Consider the following 16,851-nt stretch of genomic DNA (forward strand, 5'->3'; position numbering starts at 1 on the left):
CGTGGCACGCCTTGCCACGCCTGGCAAGACGCTATGCCCTGTGCATGAACAGCTGCGGATTGGCGTCCGCATGCTCGCGCAACAGGTTCCACACTGCCCGCACGCGCTGCAGGCGATACAGGTCGGTCGGCGCGGCGAGCCAGTAGGCGCGCTCGGCGAAGAAGTCGGGCAGCACCAGCTGCAGGCTGCCGTCGTTGGGGATCGCGTACGGCGGCGCCAGCATCAGCCCGAGCCCGTGCTTGGCCGCTTCCACCTGCGCCGTCATGCCGGTGCAGCACAGGCGCCGGCGCGGCGTGAATCCGAGCTCGTTCAGGTAGGACAGCTCCTGGCTCGCCAGCCGGTCCTGCACGTAGTCGACGAAATCGTGATGCTGCAGGTCGCTATGCTCGCGGATCGGCGCATGCCGCGCCAGGTATTCGGGCGCGGCGTACAGGTACATGCGAAAGCTGGCCATGCGCGTGACCACGTAGCGGCCGGTGGTAGGCGGGTCCAGCATCACGCCGAGGTCGGCCTCGCGGTTGGCGAGGTTGGCGAAGCGCGGCAGCACCAGCAGGTCGATCGACAGGTCGGGATGGCTGCGCAGCAGGCCCGCCAGTAGCGGCGCCACCACGCGCACCCCGAACAGCTCCGGCACGCCGAGCCGCACCACGCCGTGCGCGATCACCTCCGCCCCGCCCAGCTGCTCGGCGGCGGCCAGCGCCGCGCCTTCCATCGCCTCCGCATGGGGCAGCAGCGTCTGGCCCATCTCGGTCAACTCGTAGCCTTCGCGCGAACGGTCGAACAGCGTGGTGCCAAGCTGTGTTTCGAGCCGGTCGATGCGGCGCGACACCGTGGTGTGCTCGACATCGAGCCGGCGCGAGGCGCCCGACAGCGTGCCGGCACGGGCCAGTTCGAGGAAGAAGCGCAGGTCGGTCCACTCGGGCAGGATGTTCATCGCGGGGAATTTGTTGTTTGTTTGGAATATTGTGCACTACCGCACATTCCACCCGCAACGGCTTTGTCGCAACACTTTGGTCCTGCACAGAAATCGTGCAAAAAAGCCTTGCCTCCGTCTTTCCGCTCTCGCACATGCATGGTGCATCTGCATGTGCAATTACGCACAATCATTGGGCGTGCTTGTCAGCTATTCATCGAAACCGAACGAAGGCACACTGCGGAGCGTGCGAGCCTGCCGCATGCCGCTATCCATAATTAGGAGACATAAGATGCGTCCTAGCAATAAGAAGATCAAGCTGCTGAACCGTTCCGCCATGTCCGCCGCCGTGCTGTTCGCCCTCTACGGCGGCACCAGCGGCGTCGCCTTTGCCCAGGAAAGCGGCGATGCCGCGCCGGCCGCGAGCTCGTCCGACCAGAACATCGAAAAAGTGGTCGTCACGGCGCGCCGGCGTGCCGAGCTGATCCAGGACGTGCCGGGCGCGGTCACCGCGATCTCGGGCGCCGAGCTGGAAAAGACCGCCATCCCCGACCTCACCGCCCTCACCGACACCGTCCCCAACACCACCCTCAAGGCCTCGCGCGGCACCAACACCACGCTGACCGCCTTCATCCGCGGCGTCGGCCAGCAAGACCCGGTGGCGGGCTACGAACAGGGCGTCGGCATCTACCTCGACGACGTCTACCTGGCCCGCCCGCAAGGCGCCCTCACCGACATCTACGATCTCGAACGCATCGAGGTGCTGCGCGGCCCGCAGGGCACCCTGTACGGCCGCAACACCATCGGCGGCGCGGTCAAGTACGTGACCAAGAAGCTGGCCGCGCAGCCGATGCTGGACGCCAAGGTCACGCTCGGCAACCACGGCGAGAAGGACGCGGTCCTCAAGGGCAGCATCCCGGTGTCGGACATGCTGCGCCTGGGCGCCACGGTCGGCACCTTCAACCACGACGGCTACGGCCATAACGTGGTCAACGGCAAGGAGAACTACAACAAGGACGTGACGGCCGGCCGCTTCAGCGCCGAGCTGCTCCCGAACAGCGACCTGTTCATCCGCTTCACCGCCGACAAGACCGTCGACAAGTCGCAGCCGCGCCAGGGCCATCGCATCACCAACGGCCCGGCGCCGGACAACCTGGCCCCGCTGCCCGGCCTGTACGACACCCGCGCCAACCTGTACGCCGTCGCCGGCCACCAGCAGAAGGTGACCAACGAAGGCGAGGCGCTGCTGATCGAGTACACCATCGACCCGACCCTGTCGTTCAAGTCGATCACCGCCTACCGCGCATCCAAATCGTATGCGCCAATCGACTTCGACTCGCTCAACACACCGCTGTTCGAGGCCCCGTCGATCTACAGCGACCACCAGACCAGCCAGGAATTCCAGCTGACCTACACCGGTTCGCGCCTGCAGGGCGTGGCCGGCGTGTACTACATGAAGGCCAACGCCTTCAACGAGTTCGACGTGCTGTACAACGCGCTGGGCGGCCTGTCGCTGTACACCCGCGACGACATCGACACCAAGACCTGGGCCGCGTACACCGACCTCAGCTACAGCCTCACCGACACCTTCAACGTCACCGTCGGCGGCCGCTACACCTCCGACCAGCGCCAGGCCGCGATCTTCAAGAAGACCTACCTCGGCCTGGCCGGCTCGCCGACCTTGGGCAACCCGGCCGCAGTCGGCGGCGTCGCCAACACCGACCTCGGCAAGAACGACCTGGACCGCACCGACAAGAAGTTCACGCCGAAAGTCGGGTTCGGCTGGAAGATGGCGCCGGAGCACAATGTGTACGCCACCTACGCCAAAGGCTTCAAGGGCGGCATGTTCGACCCGCGCATGGACCTGGGCGGCGCGCCCAACACCGCGCTGTCGCTGGCCAAGCGCAAGGGCGTGAATCCGGAAGAAGTCAGCACCGTCGAACTGGGCCTGAAGTCGTCGATGAACGGCGGCCGCATCCAGACCAATGCCGACGTGTTCTACTCGGACTACAAGAACGTGCAAGTGCCGGGCTCGATCCCGACCTACGACGCCAGCGGCAACGTGAACGGCTTCGCCGGTTCGCTGACCAACGCCGCCAAAGCCAAGATCAGCGGCGTCGAGCTGGAGGCGATCGCCTACCTCACCAGCTCGCTCAACGTGAGCGCCATGTACAGCCACATCGACGCCAAGTACAAGGAGTGGTTCACCGCGAACGGCGCCAACCTGGTCAACATCGCGGGCAGCACCGAGTTCCAGAACACGCCGCGCAACGCCGCCAACCTGGGCGTGAACTACGACTGGGCCTTCCCGGTGGCCGGCCGCAACGGCACCATGACCCTGATGAACAGCCTGTCGTACAAGAGCAAGGTGTACCAGACCGAGATCGCGCGCACCACCGGCGTGGCTTCGCTGGATGCGACGGTGCCCGGCAACCTGATGCTGGCGCAGGGCGGCTTCTCGACCTGGGACGCGGGCCTGGTGTGGACCAGCTCCGACCGCAAGATCCAGGTCGGGCTGCATGGCCGCAACCTGACGGACAAGCGCTACAAGGTGGCTGGCTATAACTTCTCCGGCTTCTTCAACACCGTCACCGCGTTCTACGGCGATCCGCGCACCTACCGCGCCACGCTCAACGTCAAGTTCTGATCCGGCCCGCCGGATATCCAGCAAAGGGGCGTCCACGGGCGCCCCTGCAGGACGGCTCGCGCCTGAAAACCGCTCATCTCGGGGTCCAATGCTCAACTACACCGCCCTCACTTTCATCAGCAGCGACGGCCTGTCCCTGTACGCGCGCGACTATGCCGGCGCGGCCGGCCCGGCGCACCTGCCCGTGATCTGCATCCATGGCCTGACCCGCAATTCCTCCGATTTCGACGAGTTCGCGCCGCAGTTGGCGGCCATGGGACGGCGCGTGATCGCGGTCGACGTGCGTGGCCGCGGCCACTCGCAGCGCGATCCCAACCCCGACAACTACAATCCGGCGGTCTACGCCGGCGACGTCGAAAAACTGATGCGCGACCTCGGCATCGCGCGCGCCGTGTTCGTGGGCACCTCGATGGGCGGCCTGATCACGATGGCGCTCGCGGCCCGCAACCTCGAACTGGTGGCCGCCGCCATCCTGAACGACATCGGCCCGGTGATCTCGCCCAAGGGCCTGGCCCGCATTTCGGGCTACACCGGCAAGGCCGTCTCACCCGCGACCTGGGACGAAGCGGCCGCCGTCGTCCGCGACATCAACCTGTGCGCCTTCCCCGCCAACTCCGGCAATGAATGGCTCAAGTGGGCGCACCGCGCCTTCGAGCCGGATGCCGAGGGCAGGCTGGCGGCGCGCTACGATCCGAATATTGCGATCGCCCTGCAAACGGGTAAACTCAGGCCGACGTCGCTGGCGGCGCGCCTGGCGTTCAAGCGCCTGGCGCGCAAGCGCCCCACCCTGCTGGTGCGCGGCACCTTGTCCGACCTGGTCGAAGAACACCAGGCCGCGTGGATGCGCAAGGCGGCGCCGGAGATGCAGTACGTCGAAGTGCCGGATGTCGGCCACGCGCCCATGCTCACCGAGCCCGAAGCGCTGGCCGCGATCCGCACCTTCCTCAGCCAGGTCGCATAATCATAAGGAGACCCGCATGAACAGCATCCGACCACTCGTCAAACCCCTCGGCCTGGCGCTCGCATTCGCATTCGCGGCCAGCTTCGCCGGCTCCGCGTACGCCGCGCCCGACCTCAAGATCGCCCTCATCGCCGGCAAGACCGGCGTGCTCGAATCCTATGCCAAGGAGACCGAGACCGGCTTCATGATGGGCCTCGAATACCTCACCAACGGCACCATGCAGATCGGCGGCCGCAAGATCAAGGTGATCGTCAAGGACGACCAGGGCAAGCCGGACCTCGGCCGCACCCTGCTCACCGAAGCCTACGCCGACGACAAGGCCGACATCGCGGTCGGCACCACCTCGTCCGGCTCCGCGATCGCGATGCTGCCGGTGGCGAAGGAATACAAGAAGGTGCTGGTGGTGGAGCCCGCCGTGGCCGACGAGATCACCGGCGCCAAGTGGAACAAGTACATCTTCCGCACCGCGCGCAACTCGACCCAGGATGCGCTGGCTGCGGCCTCCACGCTCAAGGCGGGCAGCGTCGGCTTCCTGGCGCAGGATTACGCCTTCGGCCGCGACGCCATCAAGGCCGGCAAGGAAGCGCTGGCCGCCACCGGCTCCAAGGCCAATGTGGTGCACGAGGAGTATGCGCCGGTCACCACCACCGATTTCACCGCATCGGCGCAGCGCCTGTTCGATGCGCTCAAAGATAAACCCCAGCCGCGCGTGCTGGCCATCGTCTGGGCCGGCCCCAACCCGATGAACAAGATCGCCGACATGAAGCCGGAACGCTACGGCATCGTGCTGGCGCCGGGCGGGAACATCCTGCCGGTCATGAAGACCTGGAAGGGCTATGCGGGCACCGAGGGCACGATCTATTACTACTACGGCTTCCCGAAGAATAAGATGAACGACTGGCTGGTGGCCGAGCACATGAAGCGCTTCCGCTCGCCGCCGGACATGTTCACCGCCGGCGGCATGGCCGCGGCCAGCGCCGTCTACACCGCCCTGTCCAAGGTGCCGAGCGCGAACAGCGAACAGCTGGTCGGCGCGATGGAAGGCATGTCCTTCGATACCCCGAAGGGCAAGATGACCTTCCGGAAGGAGGACCACCAGGCGCTGCAGCCGATGTACCACTTCCGCATCAAGAAGAACCAGAAGGACGAGTGGGACCTGCTCGAACTGGTGCGCGAAATCCCTGCCAGCGAACTGCCGCTGCCGGTGCAGAACAAGCGCTGATTCGATGAGCGGTACTTCGCAACAGCCCTCGCTGTCGACGCGCGGCCTGACCATCCGATTCGGTGGCCACGTCGCCGTCAACGCGGTGACGGCGGATTTCTACCCTGGCACGCTGACCGTCATCGTCGGCCCCAACGGCGCCGGCAAGACCACCTACTTCAACCTGGTCTCGGGTCAGCTGGCGGGCACCGCCGGCAGCGTATTCGTCGGCGGGCAGGACGTGACGCGCCACGGCCCGGCCAAGCGCACCCGCCTAGGCATCGGCCGCGCCTTCCAGCTGACCAACCTGTTCCCGCATCTCTCCGTGCTGGAAAACGTGCGCCTCGCCGTGCAGGCGCGCGCCGGCATGGGCCTGAACATCTGGTCGGTGTGGTCCAGCCACCGCGAACTGATCGCGCGCGCCGAGCACTACCTGGAGCGGGTGCACCTGTCGGCGCGCCGCGACGCCTGGGTCGGCACGCTGTCGCACGGCGACCAGCGCAAGCTCGAGGTGGCGATCCTGCTCGCGCTGGAGCCGTCGATCATGATGTTCGACGAGCCGACCGCCGGCATGAGCGTGGACGAAGTGCCGGTGGTGCTGGACCTGATCCACCAGGTGAAGGAAGAACGCAACAAGACCGTGCTGCTGGTCGAGCACAAGATGGACGTGGTGCGCGCGCTGGCCGACCGCATCATCGTGCTCCACAACGGCACGCTGGTCGCGGACGGCCAGCCGGCGGAAGTCATGCAATCGAAGATCGTACAGGAAGCCTATCTTGGAACGCCAGAACATGCCTGAGCCGCTGCTGTCCCTGTCGGGCGTTCACACCCACATCGGCCAGTACCACATCCTGCAGGGCGTCGACCTGGTCGTGCCACGCGGCGGGCTGTCGGTCCTGCTGGGCCGTAACGGCGCCGGCAAGACCACCACGCTGCGCACCATCATGGGCCTGTGGAAGGCCAGCGCCGGCAGCATCGTGTTCGAGGGCCGCGACATCACGAAGATGTCCACGCCCGACATCGCGCGCCTGGGCATCGCCTACGTCCCCGAAAGCATGGCTGTGTTCTCGGAACTCACCGTGCGCGAGAACCTGCTGCTGGCCGCGCGCGGGGGCGCCCTCGATTCGGCCCGCGTCGACTGGATCTGCGGCTTCTTCCCGGCCCTGAAAAAATTCTGGAACTACCCGGCCGGGAATCTCTCCGGCGGCCAGAAGCAGATGGTGGCCATCGCACGCGCGATCGTCGAGCCGAAAAAGCTGCTGCTGGTGGACGAGCCGACTAAAGGCCTGGCGCCGGCCATCGTGCAAAGCCTGATGGCCGCCTTCCGCGAACTGAAGGACCTCGATTCCACCATCCTGCTGGTCGAGCAGAACTTCAATTTCGTGCGTACGCTGGGCGATACGGTCGGCGTGATGGACGACGGCCGCGTGGCGCACGCCGGCGCGATGCGCGAACTGGCCGAGGACGACGCGCTGCAGACCCGCCTGCTCGGCCTCTCGCTCGATTCGCACCAATAGGACAAACGATGAGCGCTTCCCTCCCCCTTGCCACACCCGACACGCTGCCCGCGGCCAAGCGCGACATCGCGCCGCTGCTGCTGGTGCCGGTGCTGGTGCTCGCGATGCTGCCGCTGGTCGGCAGCTTCCCCACCTGGGTCACGCTGACCGTCGCCGGCCTCGCGATGGGCATGATGATCTTCATTATGGCCAGCGGCCTGACGCTCGTGTTCGGCCTGATGAGCGTGCTGAATTTCGGCCACGGCGCCTTCGTGTCGGTCGGCGCCTTCGCCGCGACCATGGTGCTGCTGCCCATGCACGGCTGGCTCGAAGCGGATTCGGTCGCCGCCAACCTCGGCGTGCTCGGCCTCGCACTGCTGGTGGCGATGGTGGTCACCGGCCTGCTCGGCTGGGCCTTCGAGCGCGTGATCATCATGCCGGTCTACGGCCAGCACCTCAAGCAGATCCTCGTCACGATGGGCGGCATGATCGTGTCCGAACAGCTGATCGCCGTGATCTGGGGCCCGGACCAGATCGCGCTGCCGCTGCCCACCACCTTGCGCGGCTCGATCCTGCTGGGCGACGCCGCCATCGAGAAGTACCGGCTGGTCGCGGTCGTCGTCGGCCTGGTGGTGTTCGCCGCGATGTTCCTGGTGCTGAACCGCACCCGCATCGGCCTGCTGATCCGCGCCGGCGTCGAGAACGGCGAGATGGTCGAGGCCCTCGGCTACCGCATCCGCCGCCTGTTCGTCGCAGTATTCGCGGCCGGTTCCGCGCTGGCCGGACTGGGCGGCGTGATGTGGGGCCTGTACAAGGAAACGCTGTCGGCATCGATGGGCGCCGAGACCATGATCATGATCTTCATCGTCGTCATCATCGGCGGCCTCGGTTCGATCGGCGGCTGCTTCATCGGGGCGCTTCTGATGGCCCTGGTCGCCAACTACGCCGGCTTCCTCGCGCCCAAGGTGGCGCTGGTCTCGAACATCATCCTGATGATCGCCATCCTGGTCTGGCGTCCGGCCGGGCTGTATTCCAAATCGCGTTGACCATCATGTTCAAAGCCATCCTGTCCGCCGACCTGCCGCGCAGCCGCGCGCTGGCCATCCTGCTGATCCTGATTTTCGCGAGCCTGGCGCTGGCGCCATTCATCGTCACCGGCGCGCGGCCGCTGAACACCGCCGCCACCATCTGCGTCTACATCGTGCTGGTCGCTTCGTACGACCTGCTGCTCGGCTACACCGGCATCGTCTCGTTCGCGCACACGATGTTCTACGGGATCGGGGCCTACGGCGTCGGCATCGCGCTGGCCAGCAGCGACGAGCCGGGATGGTCGCTGGTCTTCATCGGCCTGCTGGCGGCGCTGGCGGCGGCGCTGGTGCTCGCGCTGGTGGTCGGCCTGTTCGCACTGCGCGTGCGCGCCATCTTTTACGCCATGATCACGCTGGCGGTGGCGGCCTCGTTCTCGGTGCTGGCCTCGCAGCTGTCCGGCTTCACCGGCGGCGAGGACGGCAAGACCTTCAGCGTGCCGGAACTGCTGTCGCCCGGCTTCACGCTGGTCGAGCAGGAAGTGTTCGGGCGCGCGATCGACGGCAAGCTGCTCAGCTACTACCTGGTGTTCTTCGGTTGCCTCGCGCTGTTCCTCCTGCTGCTGCGGGTGGTGAATTCGCCCTTCGGCCGCGTGCTGCAGGCGATCCGCGAAAACGAATTCCGCGCCGAGGCGCTGGGCTACCGCACCATGTACTACCGGGTGCTCGCCAATGTGATTGCCGCGCTGGTGGCCGCCTGCGCTGGCGCGCTGATGGCCCTGTGGCTGCGCTACGTCGGGCCCAAAACCTCGCTCGGCTTCGAGATCATGACCGACATCCTGCTGATCGTCGTGATCGGCGGGATGGGCACCCTGTATGGCGCGGTGGTCGGCGCCACCTTGTTCATCATCGCCCAGAACTACCTCAAGGAGCTGATGGAACACGCGGCCGGCGCACTGGCCGGCGTGCCGCTGCTGGCCAACGCGCTGTCGCCGGACCGCTGGATGCTGTGGCTCGGCGTGCTGTTCATCCTGTCGGTCTACTTCTTCCCATTCGGGATCGTCGGCAAGCTGCGCCTCGCGGCCTTGCGCAAGCCGCGCTGATCCCACCCCGCGGGATCAACCCGCGATGCATGGAACATTGAATAAAGATCAATGTTCTTGCGCTTGCCAACCCTAAGATGGGGTGATCAATGGCCTCGCCGTCCAGCCAGCGCGAGCGACATCCCATCCTTCTGGCTCAGCATGGAAGCGCACCCATGACACGACTAGGAACCTTGGCCGCCGCATTGGCGCTGGCTGCCGCACCGTTTGCCGTCCACGCCGCCCCCGTCGTGGTGTTCACCGAAGGCTTCGACAACGCCAAGCTGCCTGGCTGGGTCCAGGTCAATCACGGCAGCCCGCCGGGCAATGGCTGGTTCCAGGGGAACGCCGCGATCTTCGGCGCGCAGGCGGGCAGCTCCTACATCGCCGCCAACTACCTCGGCGCGCTGTCCGGCAGCGGCACGGTCGACAGCTGGCTCATCTCGCCGGTCATCGACCTGTACGGCGCCAGCAGCTTCTCCTTCTTCACCCGCAGCGCGGCCGATCCCGGCTACGCGGATACATTGCAGGTCTATTTCTCGCCCGGCGCCGGCACCGACGTCGGCGCCTTCAGCGACCGCCTGGCCACCATCGGCGCGGGCGGCTATCCCTCGGCCTGGACCCAGGTCAGCACCGACATCAGCTTCACGGGCGCGGGCCGCTTCGCCTTCCGCTACACCGGCGACGCCGGCACGCTCGACTACATTGGCATCGACAGCGTGCGCGTGCTCAGCGCCGTGCCGGAACCCTCGTCCGCACTGATGCTCGGGCTGGGGCTGGGCGCGCTCGGCCTGCTGCGCCGCCGCGCATCGAAGCGATAGGAGGACCACGCCATGCACTACACAAAACTGCTGATGGCGCTGCCGCTGGCGGCCCTGTTCGCCGCGCTCATGGCGCACGCGCCGGCCCGCGCGCAAGAAGGAATGGTGGTGGCGCGCGACCCGCTCACCGGCGAGCTGCGCGCGCCGACGCCGGCCGAACGCAAGGCCCTGAATGCATCGCCCAAAGCCTCGCTGCGCGCCGCCGCTCCGGTCGCGCCGCAGGCCATCGTCAACCCGGACGGCAGTCGCAAGGTGCGCCTCGGCGAACGCGGCCAGGTGTATGAGGTGGTCCGGCGCGCGCCCGACGGCAAGCTCACCGGGCAATGCGTGCAGGGAGAGGACGCCGCCGGCCGCGCGCTGGCGAAACCCGTGGAGGCGCGCGATGAGGACCGCTAAGCTGCTGGCCGCGTTCGCGCTGGCGTGCGCCGTGGGCGCCGCGCAGGCCGCCGCCACCATCACCATCATCAACACCAATGCGCCGGGCGAAGGCTTCAACGACCCGACGCCGGTCGCGCCGGTCGGCGGCAACAGCGGCGCCACGCTCGGCCAGCAGCGCCTGATCGCCTTCCAGCGCGCCGCCGACCTCTGGGGCGCGACACTGACCAGCACGGTGCCGATCCGGATCGACGCCGCCTTCATCCCGCTCAACTGCAGCGCCAACAGCGCGGTGCTCGGCGCAGCCGGCGCCAACGAGATCTTTTCCGACTTCGCCAACGCGCCGCGCGCCGGCACCTGGTATCCGAGCGCGCTGGCCAGCAAGCTCGCGGGCGCCGACGTGACCACGCCCGACCAGCCGCACATCGTCGCGCGCTTCAATTCCCGGCTCGGCCTGTTCGCCGACTGCCTGCCCGGCTCCGGCTTCTATCTTGGCCTGGACGACAAGTTCGGCAGCGGGATCGACCTGGTGACCGTGCTGCTGCACGAATTCGCGCACGGCTTCGGCTTCCAGACCTTCACCGACGACGAGTCTGGCGAACAAATGCTCGGCCTCCCCTCGGTCTGGGACTACTACCTGCTCGACAACCGCAGCGACAAGGCCTGGGTGCAGATGACCGATGCCGAACGCGCCGCGTCGGCGGTCAGCGGCAACGGCCTGTCGTGGAACGGCCCGCTGGTGACGGCAACCGTGCCACGAGTGTTGGCCCACCGTTCGCGGCTCGTCATCAATGGCGCGGCGGCGGGCGATGCGGCCGGCAGCTACGCCGTTGGCGACGCCTCCTTCGGGCCGCCGCTGTCGCGCAGACCCGTGACCGGCCCGCTGATGCCGGTGGCCGACCAGCCGGACGGCAGCGGCCTCGCCTGCGCGCCGTTGTCGCTCGCCGCCGCGCTGGCGGTCCGGGGCCGCGTCGCGCTGGTCGACCGCGGCGGTTGCGCCTTCGTGGACAAGGCCAGGACAGTGCAGGAAGCCGGCGCGATCGGCATGGTCCTGGCCGACAACCAGCCGGGAGCGCTGGCCGGCATGACCGGCGCCGATCCCACCATCACGATCCCGTCGGTGCGCATCACACAGGCCGATGGACAGCTGCTCAAGTCGGCCCTGCAGCGCCGCTCGCGCTCGCGGTCGGGCGTGATCGCCAGCCTGGGTACCGATCCAAGGCAGCGCGCCGGCGCCGATGCGTCCGGCCGCATCCTGATGTATACACCCACCATCTACGAGCCGGGATCGACGGTCTCGCACTACGCCACCGACGCGAAGCCGGACCAGTTGATGGAACCGTTCATCAACACCGACCTGGCCCACACGGTAATGCCGCCGCGCGACCTGACCCTTTCGCTGCTGCGCGATATCGGCTGGTAAGGGCGAAAAAAAGGCCGCCCCTCGCGGGTGCGGCCCTTTGTTCGCGCGCGGCGCGGGATTACTTCTGTTTGGCGTTGTACGCGGCCACGCCGTTGAGGATCTCGGCCTTGGCTTCGTCCGGGCCGCCCCAGCCTTCGATCTTGACCCACTTGCCTTTTTCGAGGTCCTTGTAGTGCTCGAAGAAGTGCTGGATCTGCTGCAGGCGCAGGTCCTGCAGGTCTTCCGGCTTTTGCCAGTGGCTGTAGATCGGCAGGATCTTGTCGACCGGGACCGCCAGCACCTTGGCGTCGCCGCCGGCCTCGTCGGTCATCTTCAGCACGCCGATCGCGCGGCAGCGCACCACGACGCCCGGGATCAGCGGGAACGGGGTGATCACCAGCACGTCGCACGGGTCGCCGTCATCGGCGATGGTCCGCGGCACGTAGCCGTAGTTGCACGGATAGTGCATCGCGGTGCCCATGAAACGATCGACGAAAATCGCGCCGCTGTCCTTGTCCACTTCGTACTTGATCGGATCGGCGTTCATCGGGATCTCGATGATCACGTTGAAATCGTTCGGCACGTCGCGGCCGGCCGGCACTTTGTTCAAACTCATGAAAGGTCCTTGGTTGCTGAAGAATCAATGAAGGTGGAACATTATAGCGAATTGGGCACGGTTTGTGCGGCGCAGCAAGGGGAATGCTGTGCGGAAATTCGGAATGGGAACGTTTCGAAGAAGGCTGCGGTGGCGTTCTCGTGACTTCAAAACAACGTCATCCCCGCGAAGGCGGGGATCCATGCTGAGCTTGGGTCGTTTGCGGCGCGAGCGGCAACCTGCTGTCAACGGTCTATGGGTCCCCGCCTGCGCGGGAATGACGGTCTTGAGGGCGGGGGGATTACAAGATCGTGGCCAAGGCACACTGGCGGTAATGCGCCGCCGCTTCCGCCTCCTGCCCCAGCGCCTCATGCATCTGCGCCAGCTTCAGGTGTGCTTCCTGCACCATGTCGGGGTCGGTGACGTCCGACAGCGCCTGCTCCAGGTAGCGCTGGGCCTTGCCCCACAGTTTCTGGCGCAGGCACAGCGAACCAAGCGTCAGGGCCAGCTCCGGATCGTTGGGCCGCTCGGCCAGCCAGGCCTCGCAATGCTCGATCTGCGCCAGCAGCACCGCGGAGCCGGTCGGTCCGGCCGATTCGCGATAGGCGCGCACCAGGCGGTCGTCCCAGTTGGCCCGCAAGGCCGCATCGGCCACCGCGCGCGCCTCGTCGTGCAAGCCGCGCGCATTGAAGGCGGCGGCGGCGCGTTCGGCGATGTAGGGCTTGGTGCGGTCTTCCGCCGGCACCGTGGCCCACACGCGCTGGATCGACTCCGCGTCGTGCGTGCCCTCGGACAGCAGCGCCTCGTAAGCCATTTCGCGCAGGCGGCTCGACAGCGCCGGATGCAGCGCCTTGCGCTTGTCGAGGATGCGCACCAGCCGCAGCACCTCCGGCCAGTTGCGCGCCTGCTGGTTGGCCTTGAGCGACCATTGCAGCGCATGGATGTGGCGCTGGCCGCTCGCGTTCAGCTCGGCCACCGCCTCCAGCGCTTCCTCCGGCTGGTGTTCGTCGACGCGCAGCTCGGTCACCGTCATCAGTCGCGCGGTCTTCAGTCCGTTGTCGTGCACGATCCCTGCCAGCCAGGCGTCGCGCCGCGCCGGTTCGCGCATGCGGTGCGCCGCGCGGGCGCCGATCAGGGCCGCCAGGCCGGCGTTTTCCGGCAGTTCGGCGGCGCGCATCGCGGCCTTTTCGGCGTGGCCGAAGCGGCCTTCGAACAGCGCCTTGAGCGCATCGCGCAGGCCCTTGTTGCCTTCGCGTTCGCGCTTGCGCAGGCGGTAGGCCGACACCCGCTGCGGCATGCCCAGCGTGCCGCCGATCGCGCGCACCAGCCAGTACAGCACCAGGAACAGCAGCGCCACCAGCACCACGAACAGGTTGAGCGACATGTCGATCCGGTGCGGCGGATAGAACAGCACCACATTGCCCGGATTGAAGCGCGCGGTCACGGCCACGCCGATCGCCGCGGCCATCAAGAGGACTAACCAGAGTAGAAGACGCATGGCTTACTTCGCCTTGTAGTTGCGCACGGCGTTCAGGCTGTCGGCCAGCGTCGGCATTTCGATCGCGACGTTGTTGGCCTGGACCTGGCGCAGCGCCGCCAGCGCACCCTGCGTCGCGCGGGCGCGCGCGTCGAAGTACTTGAGCAGCATGTTCTGCGCGGTGCCGAGGTCGTCGCGGAAAGCCGTCTCGTTGCGCGACAGGAGCGCCAGGCGCGCGTTCAGCAGGCGCAGCTTGAGGTTCTCGCGCACGAAGTACGACTCGGACGGCGACAGCATCAGCGCTTCCGGCGTGTCCACCGTGCGCACGCGGATCAGCTGGCGGATGTCGTCCCACATCTCGGCACTCAAGGCGCGCCAGGTGTCTCCGGCGCGCTCGGCCAGCGTAGGCGGCTCGGGCTTCACGGCCGGATGCGACGGCTTGGCCTTGGCCTTGGGCTTCGGCAGCAACGGCGCCGGCGCGGCCGGCAGCGCCGGCTTCTCGTCCGACAGCAGCGGCAGCGTGTCCACGTCCGCGATCACGTTATCGAGGCGCAGCGCGACGCCGTTCAGGTCGACCGAGGGCAGCGCCTTCAGTTTTTCGATGTCGCGCGCGATGGCGCGGCGAATGGTGATGAACTGCGGCTTGTCGGAGCTCGACAGCGAACGGTCGGCATTCCCGAGCGCGATCAGCGCGCCCTGCACATTGCCGGCCAGTTGCAGCTGCTGGCTGGCGGTCGACAGCACCTGCTCGATCTCCGACAGCGCCCACTCGTCGCGGTTCTTCGACAGGTCCTGGTACAGCTGCTCGAGCGCGGCCTGCTGGCTCTGCGCTTCCTGCTGGCGGGTTTCGAGCACGCCGACCTTCACCTGCATCTGCTTGACCTGCTCGGCCACGTCGCGGGCCTGGGCCGAGGTCTCGGAGGCCAGCTGCTGGTCCTTCTGCAGCATGCGGGCGACGTCGGCGCGCATGCTGTTGATGCGGCTGTGGGTCGACCACGCCTGCGCGGCCAGCAGCACGGCCAGCACCGTGACCGCAAGCGGCAGCGGCTGGCGCAGGGTCTCGAACAGGCCCGGGCGCCGCGGCGGCGCGACGTAGGGAGCGGGTTGGCTGGCAGGAGCGGGCTGCGCGCCTTGTTCTGGGAGATTCGGCAGTTCGTTCATTCCTGTGATTGTAACGCGGCAAGCACGCCGGCGTCCCCTGAACCGGTCTGTGTCACCCGGGTGAGGCCCAGCGAAAAAGCGGTTTCCGCGATCCGGGCGTGCGGAACGACCAGATGCTGTTGTTGCAATTTTGCGACGCCGCCTTCCGGATCGAGCTCGCGCACCCGCTCGACCAGGCCGCGCAGGGCCTCCGAACTGGTGATGATCCAGTCGTTCGGCGTCGCGACCAGCGCCGCCAATTGGGCCGCCAGGGCCGGGGTCAGCGCCGGCACCGCGCGCCGGTAGGCGGGCACCACGGTGACCGCGGCGCCGGCGGCAATGAAGCCGTCGGCCATCAGTTCGCGCCCGCTTTCGCCGCGCACGATCAGCACGCGCCGGCCGGCCAGTTGCACCAGGTCGATCGCGCGCAGCAGGTGCTCGGTATCGCTGGCCTCGCCCTGGGCCGGGCAGTAGATGGTGACGCTGCGCTCATCCACGCCATGCCGGGCCAGCGCCGCGCGGCTGCCCTCGCCCACCACGCCGATCGCGACGCCGGAAGGCCACGCGGGGATGTGGGCAAAGGCGGCGTCGATCGCGTTGGGCGACACGAAGGCCGCCAGCGCATAGTCGCCGAGTTGGGCCAGCGCCTGCTTCAGCGCGGATTGGTCCGGCAGCGGCTCGATGTCGAGCAAAGGCAGCACCACCGCCTCGCGGCCCAGCGCGGCGACGGCGCGCGCCAGCGGCTCGGCCTGCGCGCGCGGACGGGTGATGACGACCTTACCAGGCATCGGGCGCGGCGGCCTCCCGGCAAGCCGCGAGGATCGCGTCGGCATCCTGCTGCTGCAGCAGCTCCGAGACCCGCAGGCCCAGTTGTTCCGGCTGGTCGGCCGGGCCGGACAGCTCGGCGCTGGCGCTGCGCTTGCCGTCGGGCGTGGCGACCATCGCGCGCAGGTGCATGGTGGCGCCGGCGATGGTGGCGTGGGCGGCCAGCGGGATCTGGCAGCTGCCGCCGAACACCTTGGACACCTTGCGCTCGGCGGCGACGGCCAGGCCGGTGGCGCGGTGGTTCAGCGGCGCCAGCAGCGCGGCGAGGTCGACGCCGTCGGCGCGCGGGCGGCTGGCGATCTCGATCGCCATCGCGCCCTGGCCGGCGGCCGGCAGGCTCATTTCCGGCGATAGCAGCGCGCGGATGCGCTGCGGCAGGCCGAGCCGCTTCAGGCCCGCGGCCGCGAGGATGATGGCGGCGTAGTCGCCGCGATCGAGCTTGCCGAGGCGGGTGTCGAGGTTGCCGCGCAGCGGCTTGATGACGAGCTGCGGGTAGCGCGCGGCGATCAGGGCCTGGCGGCGCAGGCTGCTGGTGCCGACCACCGCGCCGTCCGGCAGCGCGTCGAGGCTGGCGTAGTCGTTGGAGACGAAGGCGTCGCGCGGGTCCTCGCGCTCCAGCACGGCGGCCAGCGCGAAACCTTCCGGCAGTTCCATCGGCACGTCCTTGAGCGAATGCACGGCAAGGTCGGCGCGGCCCTCGTCCATCGCGACCTCCAGCTCCTTCACGAACAGGCCCTTGCCGCCGACCTTGGACAGGGCGCGGTCGAGGATCTGGTCGCCGCGCGTGGTCATGCCCAAGATCGAGACCGTGGTATTTGGATATAATGCTGCGAGGCGGTCGCGCACATGCTCGGCCTGCCACATGGCGAGCCGGCTTTCGCGCGAGGCGAT

At 67.7% G+C, this 16,851-nt stretch carries 16 protein-coding genes; 10 read left to right on the forward strand and 6 right to left on the reverse strand.

Going from position 1 to position 16,851, the window contains the following annotated elements:
- Nucleotides 1–31: 31 nt before the first annotated feature.
- Nucleotides 32–934 (reverse strand): LysR family transcriptional regulator, encoded by a 903-nt coding sequence (locus NX778_RS18955; protein WP_258813344.1) that lies wholly within the window; start codon nucleotides 932–934, stop codon nucleotides 32–34.
- A gap of 271 nt (nucleotides 935–1,205) precedes the next feature.
- Here NX778_RS18955 and NX778_RS18960 point away from each other — a divergent pair, with 271 nt between their 5' ends.
- From NX778_RS18960 to NX778_RS19005, 10 genes are all read left to right on the forward strand, one after another.
- Nucleotides 1,206–3,560 carry a TonB-dependent receptor gene (locus NX778_RS18960; protein ID WP_258813345.1) on the forward strand — a complete coding sequence of 785 codons (2,355 nt, stop codon included), beginning with the start codon at nucleotides 1,206–1,208 and terminating at the stop codon, nucleotides 3,558–3,560.
- An 88-nt stretch (nucleotides 3,561–3,648) separates the two neighbouring features.
- Nucleotides 3,649–4,521 (forward strand): alpha/beta fold hydrolase, encoded by an 873-nt coding sequence (locus NX778_RS18965; RefSeq protein WP_258813346.1) that lies wholly within the window; start codon nucleotides 3,649–3,651, stop codon nucleotides 4,519–4,521.
- A gap of 16 nt (nucleotides 4,522–4,537) precedes the next feature.
- Nucleotides 4,538–5,743 carry a substrate-binding domain-containing protein gene (locus NX778_RS18970; protein ID WP_258813347.1) on the forward strand — a complete coding sequence of 402 codons (1,206 nt, stop codon included), beginning with the start codon at nucleotides 4,538–4,540 and terminating at the stop codon, nucleotides 5,741–5,743.
- A gap of 4 nt (nucleotides 5,744–5,747) precedes the next feature.
- Complete coding sequence (locus NX778_RS18975) at nucleotides 5,748–6,521, forward strand: ABC transporter ATP-binding protein (protein WP_258813348.1); 774 nt, start codon at nucleotides 5,748–5,750, stop codon at nucleotides 6,519–6,521.
- Nucleotides 6,514–7,239 (forward strand): ABC transporter ATP-binding protein, encoded by a 726-nt coding sequence (locus NX778_RS18980; protein ID WP_258813349.1) that lies wholly within the window; start codon nucleotides 6,514–6,516, stop codon nucleotides 7,237–7,239. Before NX778_RS18975 ends, NX778_RS18980 begins: the two co-directional genes overlap by 8 nt.
- A gap of 8 nt (nucleotides 7,240–7,247) precedes the next feature.
- Nucleotides 7,248–8,264, forward strand: coding sequence for a branched-chain amino acid ABC transporter permease (locus NX778_RS18985; protein WP_258813350.1), 1,017 nt, complete (start codon nucleotides 7,248–7,250; stop codon nucleotides 8,262–8,264).
- Nucleotides 8,265–8,269: 5 nt separating this feature from the next.
- Complete coding sequence (locus tag NX778_RS18990) at nucleotides 8,270–9,346, forward strand: branched-chain amino acid ABC transporter permease (protein ID WP_258813351.1); 1,077 nt, start codon at nucleotides 8,270–8,272, stop codon at nucleotides 9,344–9,346.
- Nucleotides 9,347–9,501: 155 nt separating this feature from the next.
- Nucleotides 9,502–10,146: a choice-of-anchor J family PEP-CTERM protein gene (locus NX778_RS18995; RefSeq protein WP_258813352.1), complete on the forward strand. Its 645-nt coding sequence runs from the start codon at nucleotides 9,502–9,504 to the stop codon at nucleotides 10,144–10,146.
- Nucleotides 10,147–10,158: 12 nt separating this feature from the next.
- Nucleotides 10,159–10,542: a post-PEP-CTERM-1 domain-containing protein gene (locus NX778_RS19000; protein WP_258813353.1), complete on the forward strand. Its 384-nt coding sequence runs from the start codon at nucleotides 10,159–10,161 to the stop codon at nucleotides 10,540–10,542.
- A complete protein-coding gene (locus tag NX778_RS19005) occupies nucleotides 10,529–11,944 on the forward strand; it encodes a PA domain-containing protein (protein WP_258813354.1) in 1,416 nt (471 codons plus the stop codon). The genes NX778_RS19000 and NX778_RS19005 overlap by 14 nt, the downstream gene beginning before the upstream one ends.
- A gap of 58 nt (nucleotides 11,945–12,002) precedes the next feature.
- Here NX778_RS19005 and ppa read toward each other — a convergent pair whose 3' ends face one another.
- From ppa to hemC, 5 genes are all read right to left on the reverse strand, one after another.
- Entirely contained in the window at nucleotides 12,003–12,539 is a 537-nt protein-coding gene (ppa, locus tag NX778_RS19010; protein ID WP_258813356.1) for an inorganic diphosphatase, read from the reverse strand.
- A 280-nt stretch (nucleotides 12,540–12,819) separates the two neighbouring features.
- Nucleotides 12,820–14,016, reverse strand: a complete 1,197-nt coding sequence (locus tag NX778_RS19015) for a heme biosynthesis protein HemY (RefSeq protein WP_258813357.1) — start codon at nucleotides 14,014–14,016, stop codon at nucleotides 12,820–12,822.
- Between the two features lie 3 nt (nucleotides 14,017–14,019).
- The gene (locus NX778_RS19020; protein WP_258813358.1) at nucleotides 14,020–15,156 is read right to left on the reverse strand and encodes a uroporphyrinogen-III C-methyltransferase; all 1,137 of its coding nucleotides are present in this window, start codon (nucleotides 15,154–15,156) and stop codon (nucleotides 14,020–14,022) included.
- Nucleotides 15,153–15,923 (reverse strand): uroporphyrinogen-III synthase, encoded by a 771-nt coding sequence (locus NX778_RS19025; RefSeq protein ID WP_258813359.1) that lies wholly within the window; start codon nucleotides 15,921–15,923, stop codon nucleotides 15,153–15,155. The genes NX778_RS19020 and NX778_RS19025 overlap by 4 nt, the downstream gene beginning before the upstream one ends.
- Nucleotides 15,913–16,824 carry a hydroxymethylbilane synthase gene (gene hemC, locus NX778_RS19030; protein ID WP_370661352.1) on the reverse strand — a complete coding sequence of 304 codons (912 nt, stop codon included), beginning with the start codon at nucleotides 16,822–16,824 and terminating at the stop codon, nucleotides 15,913–15,915. The genes NX778_RS19025 and hemC overlap by 11 nt, the downstream gene beginning before the upstream one ends.
- Between the last annotated feature and the right edge of the window lie 27 nt (nucleotides 16,825–16,851).

The sequence above is a fragment of the Massilia terrae genome, from assembly GCF_024753145.1.
GTDB classification, from domain to species: Bacteria; Pseudomonadota; Gammaproteobacteria; order Burkholderiales; family Burkholderiaceae_D; genus Telluria; species Telluria terrae.

Bases quoted from the DNA above. Each gene is read 5' to 3' on its own strand.
- NX778_RS18955 (WP_258813344.1), bottom strand. From the start codon at position 934: ATGAACATCCTGCCCGAGTGGACCGACCTGCGCTTCTTCCTCGAACTG.
- NX778_RS18960 (WP_258813345.1), top strand. From the start codon at position 1,206: ATGCGTCCTAGCAATAAGAAGATCAAGCTGCTGAACCGTTCCGCCATG.
- NX778_RS18965 (WP_258813346.1), top strand. From the start codon at position 3,649: ATGCTCAACTACACCGCCCTCACTTTCATCAGCAGCGACGGCCTGTCC.
- NX778_RS18970 (WP_258813347.1), top strand. From the start codon at position 4,538: ATGAACAGCATCCGACCACTCGTCAAACCCCTCGGCCTGGCGCTCGCA.
- NX778_RS18975 (WP_258813348.1), top strand. From the start codon at position 5,748: ATGAGCGGTACTTCGCAACAGCCCTCGCTGTCGACGCGCGGCCTGACC.
- NX778_RS18980 (WP_258813349.1), top strand. From the start codon at position 6,514: ATGCCTGAGCCGCTGCTGTCCCTGTCGGGCGTTCACACCCACATCGGC.
- NX778_RS18985 (WP_258813350.1), top strand. From the start codon at position 7,248: ATGAGCGCTTCCCTCCCCCTTGCCACACCCGACACGCTGCCCGCGGCC.
- NX778_RS18990 (WP_258813351.1), top strand. From the start codon at position 8,270: ATGTTCAAAGCCATCCTGTCCGCCGACCTGCCGCGCAGCCGCGCGCTG.
- NX778_RS18995 (WP_258813352.1), top strand. From the start codon at position 9,502: ATGACACGACTAGGAACCTTGGCCGCCGCATTGGCGCTGGCTGCCGCA.
- NX778_RS19000 (WP_258813353.1), top strand. From the start codon at position 10,159: ATGCACTACACAAAACTGCTGATGGCGCTGCCGCTGGCGGCCCTGTTC.
- NX778_RS19005 (WP_258813354.1), top strand. From the start codon at position 10,529: ATGAGGACCGCTAAGCTGCTGGCCGCGTTCGCGCTGGCGTGCGCCGTG.
- ppa (WP_258813356.1), bottom strand. From the start codon at position 12,539: ATGAGTTTGAACAAAGTGCCGGCCGGCCGCGACGTGCCGAACGATTTC.
- NX778_RS19015 (WP_258813357.1), bottom strand. From the start codon at position 14,016: ATGCGTCTTCTACTCTGGTTAGTCCTCTTGATGGCCGCGGCGATCGGC.
- NX778_RS19020 (WP_258813358.1), bottom strand. From the start codon at position 15,156: ATGAACGAACTGCCGAATCTCCCAGAACAAGGCGCGCAGCCCGCTCCT.
- NX778_RS19025 (WP_258813359.1), bottom strand. From the start codon at position 15,923: ATGCCTGGTAAGGTCGTCATCACCCGTCCGCGCGCGCAGGCCGAGCCG.
- hemC (WP_370661352.1), bottom strand. From the start codon at position 16,824: ATGTGGCAGGCCGAGCATGTGCGCGACCGCCTCGCAGCATTATATCCA.